This is a genomic window from Glutamicibacter sp. (genome assembly GCF_050701915.1).
Lineage (GTDB): Bacteria > Actinomycetota > Actinomycetes > Actinomycetales > Micrococcaceae > Glutamicibacter.
On record NZ_JBOGEG010000002.1, the window covers coordinates 83,023 to 104,416 of the forward strand.

General features: G+C 60.4%; 19 protein-coding genes. 9 read left to right on the plus strand and 10 right to left on the minus strand.

The window, feature by feature from the left end; all coding sequences use genetic code 11:
* Positions 1-15: 15 nt before the first annotated feature.
* The 3 genes from pth to sufU all read left to right on the plus strand — a co-directional run bounded on the left by pth (position 16) and on the right by sufU (position 2,601).
* Positions 16-597, plus strand: coding sequence for an aminoacyl-tRNA hydrolase (gene pth, locus ACRDT3_RS02480; protein ID WP_431491448.1), 582 nt, complete (start codon positions 16-18; stop codon positions 595-597).
* A gap of 258 nt (positions 598-855) precedes the next feature.
* Positions 856-2,148, plus strand: a complete 1,293-nt coding sequence (locus tag ACRDT3_RS02485) for a SufS family cysteine desulfurase (protein ID WP_431491664.1) — start codon at positions 856-858, stop codon at positions 2,146-2,148.
* On the plus strand, positions 2,149-2,601 hold the full coding sequence (gene sufU, locus ACRDT3_RS02490) for a Fe-S cluster assembly sulfur transfer protein SufU (protein WP_431491449.1): 453 nt from the start codon (positions 2,149-2,151) through the stop codon (positions 2,599-2,601).
* Positions 2,602-2,681: 80 nt separating this feature from the next.
* Here the strand turns inward: sufU and nhaA are convergent, their stop codons facing one another.
* The gene (nhaA, locus tag ACRDT3_RS02495) at positions 2,682-4,031 is read right to left on the minus strand and encodes a Na+/H+ antiporter NhaA (protein ID WP_431491450.1); all 1,350 of its coding nucleotides are present in this window, start codon (positions 4,029-4,031) and stop codon (positions 2,682-2,684) included.
* Positions 4,032-4,201: 170 nt separating this feature from the next.
* The gene (locus tag ACRDT3_RS02500; RefSeq protein WP_431491451.1) at positions 4,202-4,696 is read right to left on the minus strand and encodes a DUF2505 domain-containing protein; all 495 of its coding nucleotides are present in this window, start codon (positions 4,694-4,696) and stop codon (positions 4,202-4,204) included.
* 241 nt (positions 4,697-4,937) lie between these two features.
* Here ACRDT3_RS02500 and mfd point away from each other — a divergent pair, with 241 nt between their 5' ends.
* A complete protein-coding gene (mfd, locus tag ACRDT3_RS02505) occupies positions 4,938-8,552 on the plus strand; it encodes a transcription-repair coupling factor (RefSeq protein WP_431491452.1) in 3,615 nt (1,204 codons plus the stop codon).
* Positions 8,553-8,618: 66 nt separating this feature from the next.
* Here the strand turns inward: mfd and ACRDT3_RS02510 are convergent, their stop codons facing one another.
* The 5 genes from ACRDT3_RS02510 to ACRDT3_RS02530 all read right to left on the minus strand — a co-directional run bounded on the left by ACRDT3_RS02510 (position 8,619) and on the right by ACRDT3_RS02530 (position 12,820).
* Positions 8,619-9,113 (minus strand): tetratricopeptide repeat protein, encoded by a 495-nt coding sequence (locus ACRDT3_RS02510; protein ID WP_431491453.1) that lies wholly within the window; start codon positions 9,111-9,113, stop codon positions 8,619-8,621.
* Between the two features lie 84 nt (positions 9,114-9,197).
* Positions 9,198-9,455 (minus strand): hypothetical protein, encoded by a 258-nt coding sequence (locus tag ACRDT3_RS02515; protein ID WP_431491454.1) that lies wholly within the window; start codon positions 9,453-9,455, stop codon positions 9,198-9,200.
* A gap of 35 nt (positions 9,456-9,490) precedes the next feature.
* Entirely contained in the window at positions 9,491-10,177 is a 687-nt protein-coding gene (deoC, locus tag ACRDT3_RS02520) for a deoxyribose-phosphate aldolase (RefSeq protein WP_073706649.1), read from the minus strand.
* A 59-nt stretch (positions 10,178-10,236) separates the two neighbouring features.
* Positions 10,237-11,967 (minus strand): phospho-sugar mutase, encoded by a 1,731-nt coding sequence (locus ACRDT3_RS02525; RefSeq protein ID WP_431491455.1) that lies wholly within the window; start codon positions 11,965-11,967, stop codon positions 10,237-10,239.
* Between the two features lie 52 nt (positions 11,968-12,019).
* Positions 12,020-12,820, minus strand: coding sequence for a purine-nucleoside phosphorylase (locus ACRDT3_RS02530; protein WP_431491665.1), 801 nt, complete (start codon positions 12,818-12,820; stop codon positions 12,020-12,022).
* Between the two features lie 126 nt (positions 12,821-12,946).
* On the opposite strand from ACRDT3_RS02530, the gene ACRDT3_RS02535 reads away from it, so the two are divergent.
* From ACRDT3_RS02535 to ACRDT3_RS02550, 4 genes are all read left to right on the plus strand, one after another.
* A complete protein-coding gene (locus tag ACRDT3_RS02535) occupies positions 12,947-14,356 on the plus strand; it encodes an NAD(P)H-quinone dehydrogenase (RefSeq protein WP_181148819.1) in 1,410 nt (469 codons plus the stop codon).
* Positions 14,357-14,691: 335 nt separating this feature from the next.
* Positions 14,692-16,080, plus strand: a complete 1,389-nt coding sequence (locus ACRDT3_RS02540) for an MFS transporter (RefSeq protein ID WP_431491456.1) — start codon at positions 14,692-14,694, stop codon at positions 16,078-16,080.
* A 183-nt stretch (positions 16,081-16,263) separates the two neighbouring features.
* Entirely contained in the window at positions 16,264-17,004 is a 741-nt protein-coding gene (locus ACRDT3_RS02545) for an SDR family oxidoreductase (protein WP_431491457.1), read from the plus strand.
* A gap of 102 nt (positions 17,005-17,106) precedes the next feature.
* Positions 17,107-17,562, plus strand: a complete 456-nt coding sequence (locus tag ACRDT3_RS02550; protein ID WP_431491458.1) for a DUF6176 family protein — start codon at positions 17,107-17,109, stop codon at positions 17,560-17,562.
* A gap of 71 nt (positions 17,563-17,633) precedes the next feature.
* Here ACRDT3_RS02550 and ACRDT3_RS02555 read toward each other — a convergent pair whose 3' ends face one another.
* Complete coding sequence (locus ACRDT3_RS02555; protein ID WP_431491666.1) at positions 17,634-19,415, minus strand: acetyl/propionyl/methylcrotonyl-CoA carboxylase subunit alpha; 1,782 nt, start codon at positions 19,413-19,415, stop codon at positions 17,634-17,636.
* A 281-nt stretch (positions 19,416-19,696) separates the two neighbouring features.
* Between ACRDT3_RS02555 and ACRDT3_RS02560 the strand changes: the two genes are divergently transcribed.
* A complete protein-coding gene (locus tag ACRDT3_RS02560; RefSeq protein WP_431491459.1) occupies positions 19,697-20,140 on the plus strand; it encodes a hypothetical protein in 444 nt (147 codons plus the stop codon).
* Between the two features lie 54 nt (positions 20,141-20,194).
* On the opposite strand, the gene ACRDT3_RS02565 is transcribed toward ACRDT3_RS02560, so the two are convergent.
* Together ACRDT3_RS02565 and ACRDT3_RS02570 are read right to left on the minus strand one after the other, a co-directional pair.
* On the minus strand, positions 20,195-20,761 hold the full coding sequence (locus ACRDT3_RS02565) for a GNAT family N-acetyltransferase (protein ID WP_431491460.1): 567 nt from the start codon (positions 20,759-20,761) through the stop codon (positions 20,195-20,197).
* Positions 20,762-20,843: 82 nt separating this feature from the next.
* Positions 20,844-21,362 (minus strand): CGNR zinc finger domain-containing protein, encoded by a 519-nt coding sequence (locus ACRDT3_RS02570; protein ID WP_431491461.1) that lies wholly within the window; start codon positions 21,360-21,362, stop codon positions 20,844-20,846.
* Positions 21,363-21,394 lie beyond the last annotated feature (32 nt).

The window sequence follows — 21,394 nt, forward strand, 5'->3', positions numbered from 1 at the left end:
TTTTAGCTGAGCATCATGAGTGATGGCACTTGGCTCGTAGCCGGACTCGGGAACCCCGGGTCCGGCTACGCTGGCAATAGACACAATATCGGGCAGATGGTGCTCGATGAGTTGGCTAATCGAGTCGGCTCGAAATTCAAGACCCACTCCTCGCGTTCCCAGGTTGTTGAAGGGCGCATGGGGGTTGGCGGTCCACGCATCGTGCTGGCCAAGCCGATGGTTTTCATGAACCTTTCGGGCGGGCCGGTAGCTAACGCGGCGAAGTTCTTCGGCATCGATGTCGACCGCCTGATCGTCGTGCACGACGAGATCGATATTCCCTTCGATACCATCAAGCTCAAGCGCGGTGGCGGTGAAGGCGGGCATAACGGCCTGCGAGATATCTCAAAGGCCATGGGCTCCAAGGACTACCTGCGCGTGCGCGCAGGCGTTGGGCGTCCTCCGGGCCGCATGGATACTGCCAAATGGGTTTTGCAGGACTTCTCCAAAACCGAGAAGGCGGATCTTCCGTTTCTGATCGACAATTGCGCTGACGCAGTGGAATTGCTGATGAACTCGGGCTTGGAAGCGGCTCAGGCAAAATTCCATATCAGCTGATCGCTGCTGCCCCATCGGGGCGCGGTGAGGCCAAGCGGGGGCCGCTGGGAACTGGAACGGTTCGCAGCGGTCCTCGACTTTTAAAATTAGGAAAGCTATGGACCGAGGCGTTCCTTACTAAGGCCTAACTTAGATGTGCTTCGAGGCCTAGAGTGGAATAATTACCTAATGTACCCCTTGCCTAATAGGCCTGTGACTATTCGTTGCCACGGCCTGCCAGGCATCCATGACAATTATTCGGAGGACCACGTGCACACGATGACCGGTCAGCCAGAAGCCCTTGAGGCGTTGACTGCTGGAGAAGTTGAGCGCATCAAGGCCGACTTTGAAATTCTGGAGCACCAAGTCAACGGCGTTGACGTTGTGTACCTGGACTCCGGCGCCACCAGCCAGAAGCCGCGTTGCGTCTATGAAGCCGAGCAGCACTACTACGAGAACGCCAACGCCGCGGTACACCGCGGTGCGCATTCCTTGGCAGTTGAAGCTACCGAGATCTATGAGGAAGCACGCGAGAAGGTAGCCAAGTTCATCGGTGCACGCACCAACGAACTGGTCTGGACCGCGAATGCCACCGAAGCGCTGAACCTGATCAGCTACTCGATGTCCAATGCCTCTCTGGGCCGAGGGGGAGACGCCGCGGCTCGCTTCCGCCTGGGCCCGGGCGATGAAATCCTCACCACCGAACTGGAACACCACGCGAACCTCATCCCATGGCAGGAACTGGCTTTCCGCACCGGTGCTACGCTGCGTTACGTGCCAGTCACCGAAGACGGCGCACTGCGCTACGACCTGCTCGATGAACTGGTTACCGAGAACACCAAGCTCGTTGCCTTCACCCACGTCTCCAATGTGCTGGGAACCATCACCGATACCCAAAAGTTCGTTGACGCTGCCCGCAAGGTCGGCGCCCTGACTGTGTTGGACGGATGCCAGTCCGTGCCCCACCTGCCGGTCGACGTGAAAGCCCTGGACGTGGACTTCATGGCCTTCTCCGGCCACAAGATGCTCGGACCAACCGGCATTGGCGCACTCTACGGGCGCGAAGAACTGCTGAACGCAATGCCACCATTCCTCACGGGTGGATCGATGATCACCGTGGTGGATATGGAACACGCAGAGTACATGCCATCGCCGCAGCGCTTTGAGGCCGGTACCCAGCGCATTGCCCAGACGCACGGCCTGGCCACCGCAGTCGGTTACCTGGATGAAATCGGCATGGGCCGTATCGCGGCCTGGGAAGAGCACCTCGGAGCGATGCTCTATGAGGGCATCTCGAAAATCGAAGGCGTGCGCGTCTTCGGTCCGGCCGACGCCCGGCGTATCGGTACCGTCCCGTTTGAAGTGATCGGCGTGCACCCTCACGATGTCGGCCAGTACCTGGACTCGCGCGGCATTGCGGTGCGCGTTGGCCACCACTGCGCTCAGCCGCTGCACCGCGCCCTGGGCGTGAATTCCACGACCCGCGCCAGCACCTATCTGTACAACACGGAAGAAGACATCAAGGCCCTGCTTGAGGCCTTGAGCTCCGTGCGCGAATACTTTGGAGTCTAAATGAACGAATTAGATCAGCTATACCAACAGGTCATCTTGGACCACTCGAAGCGTCGCATCGGTTCGCCGCTGGTTGAGAACACCGAAGGGCTGCTGCACGGCGAATCCCACCAGCACAACCCGATCTGCGGCGACCAGATCCGTGTCCGTGTCGAGCTGGATGACCAGTACCATTTCACCTCGATGAGCTGGGAAGGCGATGGCTGCTCCATCTCCATGGCCTCTGCTTCGGTGCTGGCCGAGATGATGCCTGAACTGACCAAGGAAGAATTTCTTGGAAAGCGGGATTACTTCCGCGAAATGATGCGCTCCAAGGGAAATTTCGAGCCAGATGAAGAGGTGCTGGAAGACGCTGCGGCCTTTGTCGGTGTCTCCAAGTTCCCCGCACGCGTCAAGTGCGCAATGCTCGCTTGGGTGGCCGCCGAGGTCGCCATGCACGAAGCCCGCAAGTAGAAGCAAAACCAAATAGCTCGGGCGCCGGCCTTCACATGTGAAAGCCGGCGCCCGAGCTATATCTCCAGGATTCCAGAGGGCTAATTTGCCTCGTCGTCCTGCTGGTACACGTCAGGGATGCCATCCTTATCGGCATCGCGGGTCTCGCGCTCCTGGAGGACCTTGTACCGACGGTTGCGTGGAATCAGCCACAAGGCACCGAGGATCGCGGCAAGGAATGAGCCGGAGAGGATCGCTACCTTGGCGTGCTCATAGTGCGCGGACTCCAGTCCGAAGGACAATTCGGAAACCAGCAGGGACACGGTGAAACCGATACCTGCCAGCAACGTGACACCCAAGAGATCGCCCCAGCGCGCGTCCTTGTCCAGCGAGGCCTTGGTGAACCGGGTCAGCACCCAGGTCGAGCCCATGATGCCGATCGGCTTGCCAAGCACCAGACCCAGCACGATGCCCCAGAACACCGGATCGGTGAGCAGGCCGCCGCTGCCCTTGTCAGGGGAAATCACGGTCACGCCAGCGGCGAAGAATGCGAAGATGGGGATGCAGAAGCCTGAGGACAGCGGGCGGAAACGGTGCTCGAATTGTTCAGCCAGGCCGATGCCTTCACGGCCATCGGTGCGCTTGACGGGGACGCAGAAGCCCAAGACCACACCGGCGATGGTGGCGTGGATGCCGGAGCCGAAGACGAAGATCCAGGTGATGACACCCAATGGCAGCAAGATCACCCAAGCAGCCCAAGCGCGCTTGGCGAAGAACTTGCCAAGGGAACGGGCAAGCACCGTGAAGAGGATGATGGGGACCAGTGACAGGCCCAGGTAGGACAGCTTCAGATCATCGGTGAACACGACGGCGATAATGACAATAGCAATCAGGTCATCGACTACGGCCAAAGTCAGCAGGAAGATGCGCAGCGATGCGGGAAGCGCCGAACCAATCACCGCGAGGACAGCCACGGCGAACGCAATGTCTGTTGCGGTCGGGATGGCCCAACCACGCAGCAGCTCACCGCCTCCGGACATGGAAGCGATAGCGACAAAGATCAACGCCGGTACCAGCACGCCGCCAAAAGCGGCTGCGACCGGAACAGCTGCCGTTTTCGCATTGCGCAGATCGCCAATGACGAATTCTTTTTTCAGCTCCAAGCCGGTGAGGAAGAAGAACACCGCCAGCAGCGCATCGGCAGCCCAGTGGCCGATGGAAAGGTTAAGGTCCACGCCGAAAAGGATAGGTCCGAAGTGGAAGTCACGCAGTGCGAAGTAGGATTCGCGCAGCGGGGTGTTCGCCCAGATCAAGGCCAGCAAAGCGCCGGCGATGAGAACCATGCCACCGACGGTTTCCTTGCGCAGGATGTCGCCGATACGGACCGATTCTTTGTAGCTGGGGCGCGAAAACAGGTTCTTGCTGGAACCCGAAGACGGAGTTTGGGTCATACGTTTAACTCGCTTACTTCGTTAAATGAATATTTTTCGCCGACCAGACTTCCCGGCACACCTGTATTCAACCCTAACGCGAACAGTGCTTCAGAGCACAAATCCCCGGACGCTTTGCGAGAAATCGCACGTCCGGGGACTGAGAGGGAAACGTAACTATTCGGAATGACTTATTTCGAAAGCCAGGCATTGACCTGAGCTGCCTGCAAGTTCAGTGCCTTGCCCAGGTAAGGCTCCGCAGCCGAAGCCAGCTTGCCACCGATGAATGGAATCGATGAGGAAACCTTGGCATCAATGGAGAATTCGGAAGTTTCTCCCTGGGCCTTCAGCTGCTCGGCGCCGCTGACGGTCACGGGAACACCTGCAACGGAGATCTTTACGGTTGCCGAACGGTTGCCGGCAGCGTCTGGGGCGGTCCACTGATCCACCTGCGTGATCTCGATGGTCGCGCCAACGAACTTCCGGGCGATATCTGGAACGCGATCGGTGGGGACCGAACGAACGGTGGTCACAGTGAAGGCACCTGCGGTCTCACCGTTCACGGTGAAATCGGTCAAGGAACCGTTGGCTACCTTGGTCAGATGCTCGGCAAAGCCGCGATCGCTAAGGGTAGCGATGACCTGGTCTGCTGGGTGGGCGATCTGAGTGCTTGCGTTCAATGCCATGAAAGCTAATCCCAATCTGGAAATCTAAGTGGCCGGGCAACAAAATTGCAGGCCCGGCGACGGACAGTATTAACACTATCTGCAAAGCCGCATTGGGTAGGCTAGGACTGCACCCAAAACAACATATTGACGTTTCCGGCCGTGGAAAATCATTTACGGTCGGCGTTCGTGGTGTCGTTTCGACGTAATGACAGCACGAATGCACCCAGCCAAGCGTCTGCATGAGAGGACCCGAAACCCCATGAGCCTAAGCGGACTTCATGATTTCTTGCGCGAGGAACCTTCCTTCAGGCGTATTGGGCAAAGCGCGGCTCACGACTACCCGACGCGCAGTGAAGAACTGGAAATCGCGGCCCCACAGGGCATGCGACCTATCCTCTCGGCGCATATCAGCCAGGCACTGCGTGAAAGCAAGCATCCGGGGGTGACACTGATCGTGACCGCGACCGGGCGCGAAGCAGAGGAAGTCTCCAACTCACTGGGTGCCTACCTCCCGGCAGGCCAGATGGCCGAGTTCCCTTCTTGGGAAACCTTGCCCCATGAACGCTTGTCGCCACGAAGCGATACCGTAGGCCGCCGACTGGAAGTTCTGCGCCGCCTGCACGACCGGGATGAGAGCCTGGACATCATCATTGCGCCAATTCGTGCCGTGCTGCAGCCCTTGGTTGCCGGCCTTGGCGAATTGCGCCCGGTAATCCTGGAACTGGATGCCGAGCCGGGCTTCGATAAAGTCATCAAGGATCTGGCAGCGGCCGCCTATGCCCGAGTGGACATGGTGACGCACCGCGGTGAATTTGCGGTGCGCGGTGGCATCATTGATGTTTTCCCACCGACATTGGACCATCCAGTACGCATTGATTTCTTCGGGGACCAGATTGACTCGATGCGATTCTTCGCCATCGCCGATCAGCGTTCCACCGATGACCCCGGACCAACCAAGATCATTGCCACGCCCTGCCGTGAAATGCTCATCACTCCGCAGGTGATGAGCCGGGCCGCGAACCTGAAGAACCATTTCCCGGCTGCCCAGGAAATGCTCACCAAGATCGCCGGTGGCATCGCTGTTGAAGGCATGGAATCCCTGGCTCCGCTGCTGGTGGACAACATGGTTCCGCTGCTGTCATTGCTGCCGGAATCATCCATCGCGCTGGTGATGGAGCCAGAGCGCGTGCGTGCCCGCGCGCATGATCTGAACGCGACCAATGCCGAGTTCCTCGCCGCCGCGTGGGCCTCGGCCTCGGATGGGGCCAGCGCTCCGCTGGATCTGACTACCGCCGATTCCGAACGAAAGCTGGCTACCGGTGATTTTGCCTCGCTGGCAGAAACAGTAGAACATGCACAGGCCGCCAAGGTCTCCTGGTGGGCTATTACCTCCCTGGGTGCCGATGACGAACTTGACCTCGGCGCGGCCACCATCCGTGTTCCGGCCCGTGAACCGCATGGCTACCAAGGCGACATCGAGGCGATGATGGAATTCATCGCCGGTCGCGTCAAGGACCAATGGCGTTTTGTCGTGGCTACCGAGGGTCCCGGCCCGGCAGCCCGGCTCTCTGAGCTCTTTGCCGAGTTCAAGATCCCGGCACATCGGGTGGATGACATGTCCGCAGAACCAACCGCCGGACTGATCGAGATCACCCAGGCTACCGCCGGTCGCGGGTTTGTCTTTGAAGAACTCAAGCTGGGCCTGCTCACCGAAGCCGACCTGCTGGGCCGCTCCAGCGCGTACCCCAACCGCAAGGGCCGCAAGCTTACGGTCAAACGCAAGCGCAATGCGGTTGATCCGCTGAGCCTGCAGGCCGGGGACTTCATCGTCCACGAACAGCACGGCATCGGCAAATTCGTCGAGCTGGTGGCCCGCAAGGTCAATGGCTCGGTCAAGGATGCCAAGCGCGAGTACCTCGTGGCGGAGTACGCCTCTTCCAAACGCGGAGCGCCGGGGGACCGGCTCTTCGTCCCGATGGATCAGCTGCATATGGTCACCCGGTATGTTGGCGGCGAAGCGCCCACCTTGTCCAAGATGGGCGGTTCGGACTGGGCCAGCACCAAGTCCAAGGCTCGCAAGGCCGTCAAGGAAATTGCTGGCGACCTGATCAAGCTCTACTCGGCACGCATGGCCAGCCGTGGCCACGCCTTCGCATCGGACACCCCATGGCAGAACGAGCTGGAGGAAGCGTTCGCGTTCATCGAGACTCCGGACCAGCTCACCGCCATCAACGAGGTGAAGTCCGATATGGAGAAGGAAATCCCGATGGACCGGTTGATTTCCGGTGACGTCGGCTTTGGCAAGACCGAAATCGCCGTTCGCGCCGCCTTCAAAGCCGTCCAGGACTCCAAGCAGGTCGCGGTGCTGGTTCCCACCACCCTGCTGGCTTCCCAGCACCACCAGACCTTCACCGAACGCTATTCGGGCTTCCCGGTACGCGTGAAGACCCTCTCGCGCTTCCAGAGCGCCAAGGAATCGAAGGAAATCCTGGCCGGCCTCAAGGACGGCAGCGTGGACATTGTCATCGGCACCCACCGCCTGCTCTCCAAGAACGTGGAGTTCAAGAACCTGGGCCTGGTCATCATTGACGAGGAACAGCGCTTCGGTGTGGAACACAAGGAAGAGCTCAAGAAGATGCGCACCAACGTGGATGTGCTGGCGATGAGCGCCACCCCGATTCCGCGCACCTTGGAGATGTCGCTGACCGGAATCCGAGAGACCTCCACCCTGGCGACCCCGCCGGAAGAGCGGCATCCGGTGCTGACCTATGTGGGTCCGCGCAGCGACAAGCAGATTTCTGCCGCCATCAAGCGCGAGCTGATGCGCGATGGCCAGGTGTTCTTCGTGCACAACCGGGTCAGCTCCATTGAGCGGGTCGCGGCGGAATTGCGCGAGCTGGCCCCCGAAGCGCGCGTGGAGGTAGCCCATGGCAAGATGAGCGAATCCCGGCTGGAACGGATCATCCAGGACTTCTGGGAGAAGAAATTCGATGTGCTGGTCTCCACCACCATCATTGAAACCGGCCTGGATATTTCCAATGCGAACACGCTGATTGTGGATCGCGCGAACAACTACGGTTTGTCCCAGCTGCACCAGCTGCGCGGGCGCGTTGGACGTGGCCGTGAGCGTGCCTACGCCTACTTCCTGTGGGATGTAGAGAAACCGCTGGGAGAGGTCGCCCTGGAGCGCCTGAAAGCCGTTGCCGCGCACAACGAGCTTGGCTCCGGCTACCAGCTGGCCATGAAGGACTTGGAACTGCGTGGAGCCGGTAATCTGCTGGGCGGCGAGCAGTCCGGGCATATCGCCGGCGTGGGCTTCGACTTGTACCTGCGCCTGGTGGGCGAGGCCGTGGCCGATTACAAGGGCGAAGGCGAGGAAGAAGCCACCGAGATGAAGATCGACCTGCCGGTCAATGCCCACCTGCCGCACGACTACGTGCCTGGTGAACGGCTGCGTTTGGAAGCCTATCGCAACATCGCCCAGGCCGAGACCGACGAGGCGCTCGCCGAAGTCCGCGATGAGCTGGTGGATCGCTATGGCAAGCTTCCAACTCCGGTGGAGAACCTCATGCGAGTGGCAGCGCTGCGCATTCGTGCGCGTGCTGCGGGGCTGCATGATATCCAGCAGATCGGCAACCACATCAAGCTGGCCCCGGCAAGAATTGAGGACCTTCCAGCCTCGCGCCAAGTGCGTTTGGAACGCCTGTACCCAGGAGCGGCGAACAAGCCGGCGCTGAATTCGATCTTCATCCCGAAGCCAAAGACCTCGCCTGTTGGCGGACGGGATTTGGCCGATGGGGAGATCCTGGAGTGGGCGGAGAAGCTGCTCTACGCCATTTTCGAGCCGGCTCCGGCACCGGCAGCGAAGGCCTGAATAGGCTTGGGCTGAACTCGTGGGCCAGCTGCCCGCCGTTTGCGGCGGGCAGCTGGGCCGCGCTTGCTAACGCTGGTTGGAGGCAGCAGGCGAGGCCAGTTCTCCGGCGTAGTCATTGATGGCCCGGGCGTAGAGCGAGGCATGGCGAGCTAGTGCGCCGACCGCTAGCTGGACCGCTTCGGTGGATTGCCCGGCATCGTGCAGTGCCAGAACCAAGAAGGCCTGGGCATCGGTGTGGATCGGCGAATCGGAAGCGATCTGCTGCAGCAGCTCGATGGACTGGGCGTACTGCCCGAGATTGCGCAGGGTGCTGGCTAGTTGGAGCAGGGCTTCATCGTGCCTTGGTGCTTCCAGCCCGGCTTCCAACGCTGCCCGGTAGGGACCGACCGCTTGTTCTTCTTCCCCCAAGTAGTCGTGCAGGGACGCGATCTCAAAGAGCACCCGTGGGTCCTGCGGATCTTTGCCCTGCACCAGGCTGGCCAGCTCGGTGCGCAGCTGTTCCGGGCGTTTGCCGCTGGCCGAGTTCCAGAACTCTTCAATGCGCTGATCCCACGTTTTCATAGGACCAGTCTATGCGGGGCAGCCCAGCTTAAACGCAAGAGAGGGAAACCCGGATACGGGTTTCCCTCTCTTGGAAAGTTCTAGTTAATTCTGGTGAGCGTTCGCTGCGGCAACCAGATCCTCAGCCTTGTCCGCGCGACCCATCAGGTGCATCGGGATAGCGAAAGCCAAGAACATCAGAGCGAAGCCGACCAGGGTTGGCCACCAAGCAACCTCAAGGGTCCAGTAGCCCAAGGTGTAGACGCCAGCTGCGAACATCACGAAGAAGATCACGAGGTTGACGATGTTGCCGACAAGGCGGCCTTCACCGGAATGGGCAGTGTTCTTGCCGTTCGAGTACACTTTTTCTCCTTGGGGAAACAGATTGGTGCGATTTCCTAGTAGCTGGAACCGCTTTGCTCTCCTTCTAGGATAGCAACTCCTGAGCTAGAACCTAGCCGGGTTGCGCCGGCCGCAATCATGGCACGCGCGGTTTCAACACTGCGAACGCCGCCCGAGGCCTTGACGCCCATTTCCGGGCCGACGGTCTTGCGCATCAGTGCAACGTCTTCAACGGTTGCGCCACCGGTGGAGAAACCGGTGGAAGTCTTGACGAAATCAGCGCCGGCGGCCTTTGCGGCCTCGCAGGCCAGGACCTTGGCTTCCTCGGTGAGCAGGCAGGTTTCGATGATGACCTTCAAGATGGCTCCACCTTCATGCGCAGCTTGCGCAATGGCGAAGATCTCGTTGACCAAGGCATCCCGATCGCCACGCAGCGCGGCGGCAACATCGATCACCATGTCGATTTCGTTGGCGCCGTCAGCAACAGCGTGCTTGGTTTCGAATACCTTGGTGTCGGTGGCCGAGGCACCCAGCGGGAAACCGATGACTGAGCAGGTCAGTACGTCCGAGCCTTCCAGCTCACGCGAGACGGTGGAAACCCACAAAGGGTTGACGCAGACCGACTTGAATCCGTACTTCTTGGCTTCGTCGCAGATCTGCACGACTTGTTCGCGGGAAGCATTCTGAGCCAACAGGGTGTGATCGATGTAGCTTGCGATCTCGCGGGCGCTTAGTTCAGTCATCATTTCCTCTAACAATAAAGATTTCAATCATTTCAAATGAAGGTCTCGAAGGGGTAAGCCTAGTTGGCATTCAGGTAAGCTGCCAATTCATCCTTGATGGCCAAGACCTGTGCGGTAGCGCGTTTGCGGGCTTCAGGGACCTCGGCCAGATCATCGACCGGCTCAATAGTTTCCAGGTAGCACTTGAGTTTCGGTTCCGTTCCCGACGGTCGAACGATCACGCGGGCGCCGGAGAACGTATGCAAAACCATGGCATTGGTCGCAGGGAGCTTCTCGGTGCCCTGGGACAGGTCGGTGACCTCGGAAACCTCGGAGCCTCCCAGTGACGCCGGCGCGCTTTTGCGGATCTTTTCCATGAGTACCGGGATTTGCGCCAGGTCGGTGAAGCGCAGGGACAGCTGGTCGGTCACGTGCACCCCGTGCTTGGCGGCCAGCTCATCGAGACGGCCCGAGATGCTGCTGCCCGCTGCCTTCAACTGCGCCGCAAGATCAGCCAAGACGATCCCGGCGGAGATCCCGTCTTTGTCACGCACCAGTTCCGGGGCTACGCAGTAGCCCAAGGCTTCTTCGTAGCCGTACCCCAGGTCCTCAACGCGGGAGATCCACTTGAAGCCGGTCAAGGTTTCCTCGTGCTCGCGTCCGGCATCCTTGGCAATGGCTGCCAGCATGCGCGAGGACACGATGGAGTTGGCCAATTTCTTGCCCTCTGGCAAGGTCTTGGAAACCTGGTCCCCGAGCAGCCAACCGACCTCATCGCCGCGCAGCATCCTCCAGCTGCCCCCATCGAGGATGGCTGCGGCGCAACGGTCTGCATCAGGGTCATTGGCTATGACCAGATCAGCACCTACCTTGCGGGCCAGATCCAGGGACAGGTCGATTGCCCCTGGCTCTTCAGGGTTGGGGAACTTCACGGTAGGGAAGAGCGGATCCGGGTGTTCCTGCTCAGCGACCATGTGCACGTCATTGAAACCAGCGTTCAGCAGGGCCTGGCGCATGGTGTGGCCACCCACGCCGTGCATTGCCGACACCACAATCCGCAGATCCTTGCGCACCGAATCCCTAGGCTGGTCCGCTTCGATAATCGGGTGGATGGAAGCGAGGTACGCTGCTTCGATATCGCCTTCAGCCCCTGCTGCCGGGAGCACTTCCCAACCGGCCTGGGCCAGCGGGATCTGAGCCACTGGCTGCTCATGGTCAATCAGGGAGGCGATCTGCGCATCGATCGGGGAGACGATCTGCGCACCTCGGCCCGACGCATCGGTGATCCTGCCGCCAACGTATACCTTGTAGCCGTTGTCCCGTGGGGGGTTGTGGCTGGCCGTCACCATGACGCCGGCTTCTGCGCTGAATTCACGCACGGCCCAAGCCAAAACCGGGGTAGGCAGTGCCGATGGCATCAACAGCACCTCAAAACCGGCCGCCGCGAAGACGCCGGCTGAATCCTTGGCAAAGACATCCGAGTTGAAACGGGCATCAAATCCAATGACGACCTTCGGGGAATAATCGCCCTTGGCCTTCTCGCTCAGGAAACGAGCGATACCCGCAGCGGTGCGCATGACCACCACACGGTTCATGCGCATTGGGCCGGCGCCCAACTCGGCACGCAGGCCTGCGGTGCCGAATTCCAGGACGCCGCTGAAGCGGTCGGCGATGTCATCGAAGGCCAGCGCGTCGCCATCGCTGACGCGCTGGATCAGTAATTGCAGTTCTTCCTGCGTTTGCGGATCGGGATCCTGGGCTGCCCATTTGCCCGCCGCGTCAAGCAACTGGATTTTCTGCGTGTGATTCACTGATTTCCCTTCGAAGGACACTAACTGCTTCTTTGCGCCGATATCGCGAAGCTTAGAGCTTCGCGATGATCTGTGCCAACAACTTGGAGATGCGCGGACCAGCGGCCTGCCCGGCTTCGATAACTTCCCCGTGGCTCAGGGGAACCGGGCTGATTCCGGCGGCCAGGTTGGTCACCAGGGAGATGCCGAAGATCTCCATGCCTGCGTGGCGGGCGGCAATTGCTTCCAGCGCGGTGGACATGCCGACCAAATCGGCACCGATCACCTTGGCGTACTGGACTTCGGCCGGGGTTTCGTAGTGCGGGCCGGTGAACTGCGCGTACACGCCCTGATCCAGGGTCGGATCAACTGTGAGGGCAATTTCGCGCAGGCGCGAAGAGTACAGGTCTGTCAGGTCAACGAAGGTCGCGCCCTCCAAAGGGGAGGCGGCAGTCAAGTTGATGTGATCCGAGATCATGACCGGGGTGCCTGGGGTCCAGTCCGGATTCAGGCCGCCGCAACCGTTGGTGAGCACCAGCTGCTCGCAGCCGGCAGCTGCCGCGGTGCGAATAGGGTGGACTACCGCGCGCACGCCGCGCCCTTCGTAGTAGTGGGTGCGGGCACCCAGAACCAGGACTCGCTTGCCAGTGGAAGTCAGGATCGAGGAGATGCTGCCCTTATGGCCGGGTACGGCCGGGGCATGGAAGCCTGGAATGGCGGTGGCATCCAGGGTGTGGGTGGTTTCACCGATGAGTTCGGCGGCCTGGCCCCAACCGGAGCCCAGGACCAGCGCGATGTCGTGTTTTTCGACGCCGGTCTGTTCGGCGATTGCCTGGGCAGCCTGTGCTGCCAGGACCTGTGGGTCATTTTGCATATCAGTCACGGGAAATACGCTACCGGTAGCGGGGCGCTTTGTCAGGTGAAACTAGTGCTTCAGATTCAAAATCACGTTCCGGGATTGCGCTTCGATGTGCGCAATCACCCTGCATGGTGAACAATAGTGAATGTGAGCGCAGATCGTAGGAATGAAGCAACCCGTTTAGTTATTCTCGGCGGAGGACCTGGCGGTTACGAAGCTGCCATGGGTGCAGCCCAATTGGGTGCCAATGTCACCGTCGTAGAACGTGCAGGCATGGGCGGTTCGGCGGTGTTGACCGACGTCGTGCCTTCCAAGACCCTGATTGCTACGGCGGACGCAGTGCGCCGTGTGAAGCACGCCGAGACCTTTGGAGTCCACGTTGACGGCCTGGACTCGGCCGTCACTGACTTCTCGGTGGTGAACCACCGTCTGTTGGACCTTGCCAAGGAGCAGTCCTCGGACATCCGCACCACTCTAGAACGCGCTGGCGTGCGCATCGTGATCGGTGAGGGTCGTCTGCTTGACGACCACACGGTTGCCGTATCGCACCCGGATGGTTCCGAACAGGAAATCGAAGCGGACGCCATGCTGATTGCCGTGGGGGCCCACCCGCGCGAACTGCCTACCGCCAAGCCCGATGGCGAGCGAATCTTCAACTGGACCCAGATCTACAACATGAACGAGGTCCCTGAGCACCTGATCGTTGTTGGCTCCGGTGTTACCGGTGCCGAGTTCGCATCGGCTTACAACTTGCTCGGTGCCAAGGTCACCCTGGTTTCCTCGCGCGACCGGGTGCTGCCAGGCGAGGATGCTGACGCAGCGGGCGTGCTGGAAGACGCCTTCAAGGACAACGGCGTCAATGTTGTTTCCCAGGCACGCGCCGAGGGCGTGGAGCGCCAGGGCGACAGGGTGCTGGTCACCTTGGCCGATGGCCGTGTGCTCGAAGGCAGCCACTGCCTGGTTGCAGTTGGCGGCATCCCCAACACCGCCAACATGGGTCTAGAAGAAGCAGGCGTGCAGCTGACCGACTCCGGGCACATCAAGGTAGATGGCGTTTCGCGCACTACCGCGACCAACATCTACGCTACCGGTGACTGCACCGGCGTCTTCGCCCTGGCCTCGGTAGCAGCGATGCAGGGCCGCATAGCAGTGGCCCACCTGCTCGGTGACTCGGTGAAGCCATTGAACCTGGATCTAGTGGCATCCAACGTATTCACTTCCCCAGAAATCGCTACCGTGGGTGTTACCCAGCGTGCGGTTGCCGAGGGCAAATACCAGGCCAACATCATCAAGGTTGATCTGAACACCAACGCTCGCGCCAAGATGATGAACGTGGACCAGGGCTTCGTGAAGATCGTTTCCCGCAAGGGCTCGGGCACCGTTATCGGCGGTGTTGTGGTTGCTCCGCGCGCGAGTGAGCTGATCTTCTCGCTGGCACTGGCAGTCCAGAACAGCCTGCATGTTGATGACGTGGCTGAAACCTTCACCGTCTACCCGTCGCTGTCCGGTTCGCTGGCTGAAGCAGCACGTCGCCTGCACCGCCATCGCTAGGTTCTGAAGAACTTTTCCAGGGCGGCATTTCCCTTCCAACGAGGGTGATGCCGCCCTTGGCGCATTAACGGCGTAATACAAGAACTTGTGACACCATTCACTTTGGCCAGCGACTCTGATATAAGTGTAAAAACTGTTTTCTCAAGTCACGTCTCAATATGTGGAAACGCATATACCTGCTAGTAGGCCCGTGATTTGCCGTCCCCTGTTCAATTTCTTGCAACCTGCTGTCCAAATACTGGACATCAATATCCGAATACTGGTCACCGAGGTTTACGATTGTGACAACGTAAATGAACATCTGACTCGTACTTTCACTCTAAGGAGCAGCCTCCATGTCGCAGGCTAACCAGGCAGTGGCGCCGAAGGAAAACACCCGCGGTCGCGTGCTGTTTGCCAGCATGATTGGCACCACCGTCGAATTCTTCGACTTCTACGCCTACGCCACCGCGTCGGTTCTCGTTTTCCCGGCCTTGTTCTTCCCCAACGCCTCCACCATCAACGCGATCCTTTCCTCGTTCGCGATCTTCGGTGTGGCTTTCGTGGCTCGTCCACTGGGCTCGATCATCTTCGGCCACTACGGCGACAAGCTGGGCCGCAAGGGCACTCTGGTAGCTTCGCTGCTGCTGATGGGCATCGCTACCTTCCTGATCGGCTTCCTGCCACCGGCCGCAGGCAGCTGGACGATTCTGGCACCGACCGCGCTGGTGCTGCTGCGCTTCGCCCAGGGCCTGGCATTGGGTGGCGAATGGTCCGGTGCGGCGCTGCTGGCGACCGAGAATGCGCCGAAGAACAAGCGTGCCATCTACGGCACCTTCCCTCAGCTGGGCGCGCCAATCGGCTTCATCATCGCGAACCTGATGTTCGTGGGACTGCAGACCTTCAGCACCGCAGAGCAATTCATGGCATGGGGCTGGCGCGTTCCGTTCTACTTCTCCGCAGTCATGGTGATCATCGGCCTCTGGGTACGACTGAAGCTGGTTGAATCAGCATCCTTCAAGAAGGTCCTGGACCAGAAGAAGGTCGTGAAGTCGCCGTTCGCGGTGACCATGAAGAAGCACTGGCGCCCGACCTTGGCCGGTACTTTCATCATGCTGGCAACCTACGTGCTGTTCTACCTGATGACCTCCTTCACCCTGACCTACGGCACCCAGCCATCAAGCGTCGAGCAGGCGACTGCTGCCGCTGAAGCCAAGGGCAAGGCCTTCGACGCCGCAGGCTTCGTTCCGGGCTTGGGCATTGAACGCCCAACCTTCTTGACCATGCTGATCATCGGTGTTGTCTTCTTCGGCATCTTCACCGTGGTTTCAGGCCCATTGGCCGAGAAGTTCGGCCGCCGCAAGTTCCTGATCTGGGTTACCGCAGGCATCTTCGTCTTCGGACTGTCATGGACGCTGTTCTTCGGCCCAGGCCAAGGCGCTGCCATGGCCGGGCTGATCATCGGGTTCACCCTGATGGGTCTGACTTTCGGTCCAATGGCTGCCTACCTGCCCGAGCTGTTCCCCTCCAATGTCCGCTACACCGGCTCGGCTGTTGCCTACAACATGTCTTCGGTGATCGGCGCGGCTCCTGCATCCTTCGTGGCTGTGGCCCTGTGGAAGGCTGGTGCGGGCAACACCATGGGCGTTGGCCTGTACCTGGCGCTCGGTGCAGTGCTGACCCTGGTCGCGCTGTTCATGACCCGCGATACTTCGGACATGGACATGGAAGAGTGGGTCGAGTAGTTCGACAGCTTTGCTCAGCGAACGGCTCGGCGAATCATCAAGCAATGATGATTCGCCGGGCCGTTTCTCGTTTCCGCCTTGCATAGATGAATACGAGCTGAAAAGGGTTATCAGCCCCTTACAACTTGATGCCCGGCATGGAAGCATGGGATGCGAAATGTTCAATACCGAAGGGGAATGCACATGCGTATTGCAGTTGCGGGAGGAACCGGCGCTATCGGCAAGCTGGTGGTCGAAAACCTCAAGAACGCAGGCCACGAACCGGTGGTGCTAGCTCGGTCCATGGGATGCGACCTGACGAACCGCAACGCGGTAAAGCAGTGGCTGGTTGACTGCCAGTCGGTCATCGATGTCTCCGGAGTTGCCACCACCAGTTCTGCCGCCTCCATGCGGTATTTCACCCAATCGACGGCCAACCTCGTAAGCATCGGGCGCGAGTCCGGGGTGCATAACCACGTGGCGCTTTCGATCATTGGTGCGGCCAAGGCGGATTCCAGCTACTACGCGGGCAAAGCCGCGCAAGAGCGGATGCTGCAAATGCTTCCCGGCGGCTACACCCTGCTGCGCACGACCCAATTCCACGAATTCATTGGGCAGAATATCAACCGTCTGGGCGCGGGGCCGGTGCAGATGGCTCCGAAAATGCGGATGCAGCCCATCGCGGGCATCGAGGTGGCCGCAGCACTAGTAGATCTTGCTGAGGGGCCGGCGCAGGGCGTGGTGCAAGACCTTGCTGGGCCGCAAGAAGAATACGCCCCTGACCTGTTCGCCAAGTACCTGCAATCCCAGGGCAAGTCTCCTAAAATTGTGGAAATTCCGTTCCCCGGGGCCATGGGCAAAGTCATGCGCGATGGAGGGATCCTGCCAAGTGCTTCCGCGAGGCTGGGCCACGAAACCTTCGATGCGTGGCTGGCTCGGCAATAGTCCGGATCAGCCAAATGGTTCGATATCCATTGGCTGTCCTACGGGAATTTCCGTCATCGAATTAGCCGTGACAGGACTCGCGGATTCTGGAAGCATCAAGCTATGGATGATAAAGAACCATATGTTCCGTATAGCCCCACGCCTCGAGACTTTCCCGGCTTTGCGATGCCGGCTTCAGTGCCCCGGGGCATGCGGCTGGAGCTGAGCCGTTCAAGGATAAAGGATGGGCAGGACGAGAATTTTGGCGCCTGGATGGATACGCTCAATGAGCGCTACGAGGAATGCGAGGCATCCTTATCGGCGCAGCGGGCCGCACTGGAAGCAACTTTCAGGCATGTGGAAGCCGACGGTTCAATATGGATCTACCACCTGAGCCTGGTGGGTGAGGAAGGCAGCGGGCTCGATACGCAACAAGACATCGATGCGACCCACGAAGCAGCTAGCCGCCAAGTGAAAATGCCTGGTTGGGAAGAACTTGAACCGAAGTTCCTGCTCATGCCTGATCATCTCAGGACATCCATGGTGCACTGGGCAGATCATGGACAGGTGCCACAGTAGAAGATTCCGGCTATGGAACGCCGGAGGGCCTGGACATATTTGTCCAGGCCCTCCGGCGTTCCCAGCGAATGCTACTTGGCTTCTTCGATCGAAGCGATGACGGCGCCCGAGGACAGGGTCTCGCCCGGGGCAACCTCCAGTCCGCTGACCACACCATCACGGTGCGCGGTAATCGGCTGCTCCATCTTCATCGCTTCAAGCACGACAATCAGATCACCCTGGGCAACGGCTTCGCCATTCTCAACGGCAACCTTCACGATGGTGCCCTGCATCGGCGAACGCAGCTCTGCGCTGTTCGCGCCAGCGGCGCTGGCTGACTTGCGGCCCGGCTTGCGCTTCTTCTTGCCTGCGGCCTTCTCGGCACCGTTGGAGGAAACCGAGCCCAGCGACGAAGGAAGGGTGACTTCCAAGCGCTTGCCGCCAACCTCAACGGTCACGCTGGTGCGCTCGTCCTCGGCTGCGTCCTCGCCACCCATTGGCATCGGGTGAGGCTCGATGACGGTATCGAATTCGGTTTCGATCCAGCGGGTGTGGACCTTGAACGGTCCCTCGGCCGGAACGAACGATGGGTCGCTCATCACTGCACGGTGGAATGGCAGCACGGTAGCCATGCCCTCGATCTGGAATTCCTCCAGCGCGCGGCGAGCACGAGCCGCAGCCACTTCACGGGTGCTGCCGGTGACGATCAGCTTGGAGATCATCGAGTCGAAGTTGCCCGAAACGCTTTCGCCCTGCTCGATGCCCGAGTCAACGCGAACGCCTGGCCCCGATGGCAGGTTCATCTTGGAAATGGTGCCTGGGGTCGGCATGAAGTTGCGGCCGGCATCTTCGCCGTTGATGCGGAACTCGAAGGAGTGGCCACGGACCTCGGGGTCAGTGTAGCCCAGCTCTTCGCCGCGGGCGATCCGGAACTGCTCGCGAACCAAATCCAGGCCGGTGACCTCTTCAGAGACCGGGTGCTCAACCTGCAGGCGGGTGTTGACCTCGAGGAAGGAAATAACGCCGTCCTGGCCCACCAGGAATTCGCAAGTGCCTGCGCCGTTGTACTTTGCTTCGCGCAAGATGGCCTTGGAAGCTTCATACAGCCGGGTGGTCTGCTCTTCGCTCAAGAACGGGGCCGGCGCTTCTTCAACCAGCTTCTGGTTGCGGCGCTGCAGCGAGCAGTCGCGGGTGGAGACGACAACCACGTTGCCGTGGATATCGGCCAGGCACTGGGTCTCCACGTGGCGCGGTGCATCCAGGAAGCGCTCGATGAAGCATTCGCCGCGGCCAAAAGCTGCTACAGCTTCACGGACTGCCGAGTCGTACATCTCGCCGATTTCTTCGCGGTTGCGGACAACCTTGATACCGCGTCCGCCACCACCGTAAGCAGCCTTGATGGCCAGTGGAAGTCCGTGCTCGTCGGCGAAGTCGTACACCTCGTCGGCCGAAGCCACCGGATCCTTGGTGCCGGGAACCAGTGGAGCGCCCACCTTCTCGGCGATGTGGCGGGCCTTGACCTTGTCGCCGAGCTTGTCGATGGACTCTGGCGATGGGCCAATCCAGGTCAAGCCCGCGTCGATAACAGCCTGGGCGAACTCGGCGTTCTCCGAGAGGAAGCCGTAGCCCGGGTGGATCGCGTCGGCGCCGGAGCGCTCAGCTGCGTCCAGGATCTTCTCAATGCGAAGGTACGATTCAGCGGCGGTGGTACCGCCCAGTGCGTAGGCTTCATCGGCCAGACGCACATGCAGGGCATCGCGATCCGAGTCAGCATAGACCGCAACAGACTCGATTCCTTCATCGCGTGCGGCACGGATAATACGCACTGCAATCTCGCCACGGTTGGCGATAAGCACCTTCGTCAATGGATTCATCATGAACCTTGTCTTTAAAAAATAGGGTTTCTCAGCTACGAGCCTATCGTTTTTGTGGGAACTATATGTAGTTATCGCCTAAAACGAGGGTGTTAGGGTGAATTTTTTGGAGGAATCCTACAAATGATCTTCCTGCGGGCCTTCATGGAACCTGCCCGGCGAGACTACCGGCGTGCTGGCGCCTGCAGGGCCTGGAAGGGGCACCGCTCTCCGCTTGTGTGCCGGCAGTGCGGGCATTTGCCCTATTCTTCCAGCGCGGGGCGAACTAGGCTATCGCCAAGATGGAAAACCAGGAGGCCACCGTGCGATATCGAAACAAGGCGCTTTGTGCGCTGCTGGCTGTTGGGATGCTCGCCCTGGCCGGTTGCTCCAGCGGGACCGGCATTCCAGCATTGGACCGCGATCTGGCTGAAACCGACAAGTGGCCGGGGGATAAGAGCCAGTTGGAGGACCTTGACATGCAATCCGTGCGTTTCCTGGTCACGCACGACAATGCCGACTACTTCGCCGCCGCATCTGCAGATGAGCAAACGGCTTGCCTGTTCAAATTCGTCCAGGGCGAGGCCTCCGCGGCTGGAGGATGCGGCGGGGCAGGTGGCGCGGATGCCATCGTTGAGGTGCGCACCCCTGGAACGAAGATGATGCTGGTCCGGGCCGGATCTGAAACCTCGGACCTGGAAGATGCGGGCTGGGCCAGGATCCACGAGAACATTCTGGTGTTCTAGCTGGCCGGCAGCCAAGGGATTCCTGAAGGGCCGCTTGATGCCTGCAGGATTGCGCTATCTGAGGTCGGCGCCCATGGTGTACACCACTGGCCCCTCTGCTATCTCGGTGCGATGCAAAACGGCAAGGCCGTGCCGCTGGTAGAGGCGGACATTTCTCTCTGTGGAGGTTTCCAGGGACACGTACGGATAGTCCGACGCGGCAATATGGTTCAGGCACCGGCTGATCAGTGCCGAACCTAGGCCGCGCCCAGCGCTGGATCCAGCTACCCCAAGCGTGGCGAAATCCCAGGCGTTCTCAGGCCCCTGCGGCAGGTCGACTCCGTAGGCAATCTCCAGGCGCTCGCCCATCAGCTGCGAAATCTCTTCCTGCATGCTTGGACCAGGCTCTGGGCAACTCGGCGGCAGGAGCGCTGCGGCACCGTCGAGGTCCTCGCTGACCAGGACGACTCCATGCTCCAGCGCGTAGGAAAGGTAGAGGGCTTGAAGGTGTTCCAAGCGCTCCAGATAGCGATCGGCTGGAATGCTCCACCGTGTCCAGGGATAGGATGCGAACGCCTGGGCCAAAGTGGAGGAAACTCTGGGAATATCCGCGCGGTGCGCGGAACGGATAGCTGAAGTCACCTCCATATCCTAGCTAAGCCAACCCGGCCTCCCGCCGAGCGTGGGGGCGCCGCGATCTCGGTGTGGCGGGAATCAGCCTCGGCTACGCCTGCCGTTTGCGGTGGCGCCTCACGGCCGCGCGATTGGCGCAACGCACCGAGCAGTACCGCTGGCGCCCGTTGCGCGTCACGTCCACGACCACTTTGCTGCACGGCTCGGCCTCGCAGCGCCGCAGCCGGTGCATGCCCCGGGTGGTCAAGTGCAATGCCGTGCCCACGCTGAAGACCGAGCGCAGCACCTGGGGCATGCTCTGGCCGTCATCGCGATAGTGCAGGTGCCATCCCTCCCCATCGTGGTCCACCAGGCGCGGATACGCCGAAGCGCTGGCCGTCTGCAGATTGAGCAGCAGTGCCCGCTCGGGATCCGAAGGGGCGTCGACGATGTCCAGCCAGTCGTCCACCACCGAGCGGGTTTCGCCATGATCCGAGGCAAGCCGCGGAAAGGGCATGGTCATGCCGATCTCCCGGGTGCGTTGCTCGATGCCGTCGCGGTCTGCTGGCCAGTCATTGGCCAGGGATGCGGCGAGGAGCACCGCATATTCTCCGTAAGGGTTGAGTTGCATAATGACATTACATCATGCTGGAGCCATGACTA

What these genes read in the sequence shown, in the direction of transcription:
- pth (WP_431491448.1), top strand. Translation starts at nt 16, where the DNA reads ATGAGTGATGGCACTTGGCTCGTAGCCGGACTCGGGAACCCCGGGTCC.
- ACRDT3_RS02485 (WP_431491664.1), top strand. Translation starts at nt 856, where the DNA reads ATGACCGGTCAGCCAGAAGCCCTTGAGGCGTTGACTGCTGGAGAAGTT.
- sufU (WP_431491449.1), top strand. Translation starts at nt 2,149, where the DNA reads ATGAACGAATTAGATCAGCTATACCAACAGGTCATCTTGGACCACTCG.
- nhaA (WP_431491450.1), bottom strand. Translation starts at nt 4,031, where the DNA reads ATGACCCAAACTCCGTCTTCGGGTTCCAGCAAGAACCTGTTTTCGCGC.
- ACRDT3_RS02500 (WP_431491451.1), bottom strand. Translation starts at nt 4,696, where the DNA reads ATGGCATTGAACGCAAGCACTCAGATCGCCCACCCAGCAGACCAGGTC.
- mfd (WP_431491452.1), top strand. Translation starts at nt 4,938, where the DNA reads ATGAGCCTAAGCGGACTTCATGATTTCTTGCGCGAGGAACCTTCCTTC.
- ACRDT3_RS02510 (WP_431491453.1), bottom strand. Translation starts at nt 9,113, where the DNA reads ATGAAAACGTGGGATCAGCGCATTGAAGAGTTCTGGAACTCGGCCAGC.
- deoC (WP_073706649.1), bottom strand. Translation starts at nt 10,177, where the DNA reads ATGACTGAACTAAGCGCCCGCGAGATCGCAAGCTACATCGATCACACC.
- ACRDT3_RS02530 (WP_431491665.1), bottom strand. Translation starts at nt 12,820, where the DNA reads ATGCAAAATGACCCACAGGTCCTGGCAGCACAGGCTGCCCAGGCAATC.
- ACRDT3_RS02540 (WP_431491456.1), top strand. Translation starts at nt 14,692, where the DNA reads ATGTCGCAGGCTAACCAGGCAGTGGCGCCGAAGGAAAACACCCGCGGT.
- ACRDT3_RS02545 (WP_431491457.1), top strand. Translation starts at nt 16,264, where the DNA reads ATGCGTATTGCAGTTGCGGGAGGAACCGGCGCTATCGGCAAGCTGGTG.
- ACRDT3_RS02550 (WP_431491458.1), top strand. Translation starts at nt 17,107, where the DNA reads ATGGATGATAAAGAACCATATGTTCCGTATAGCCCCACGCCTCGAGAC.
- ACRDT3_RS02555 (WP_431491666.1), bottom strand. Translation starts at nt 19,415, where the DNA reads ATGAATCCATTGACGAAGGTGCTTATCGCCAACCGTGGCGAGATTGCA.
- ACRDT3_RS02560 (WP_431491459.1), top strand. Translation starts at nt 19,697, where the DNA reads ATGGAAAACCAGGAGGCCACCGTGCGATATCGAAACAAGGCGCTTTGT.
- ACRDT3_RS02570 (WP_431491461.1), bottom strand. Translation starts at nt 21,362, where the DNA reads ATGCAACTCAACCCTTACGGAGAATATGCGGTGCTCCTCGCCGCATCC.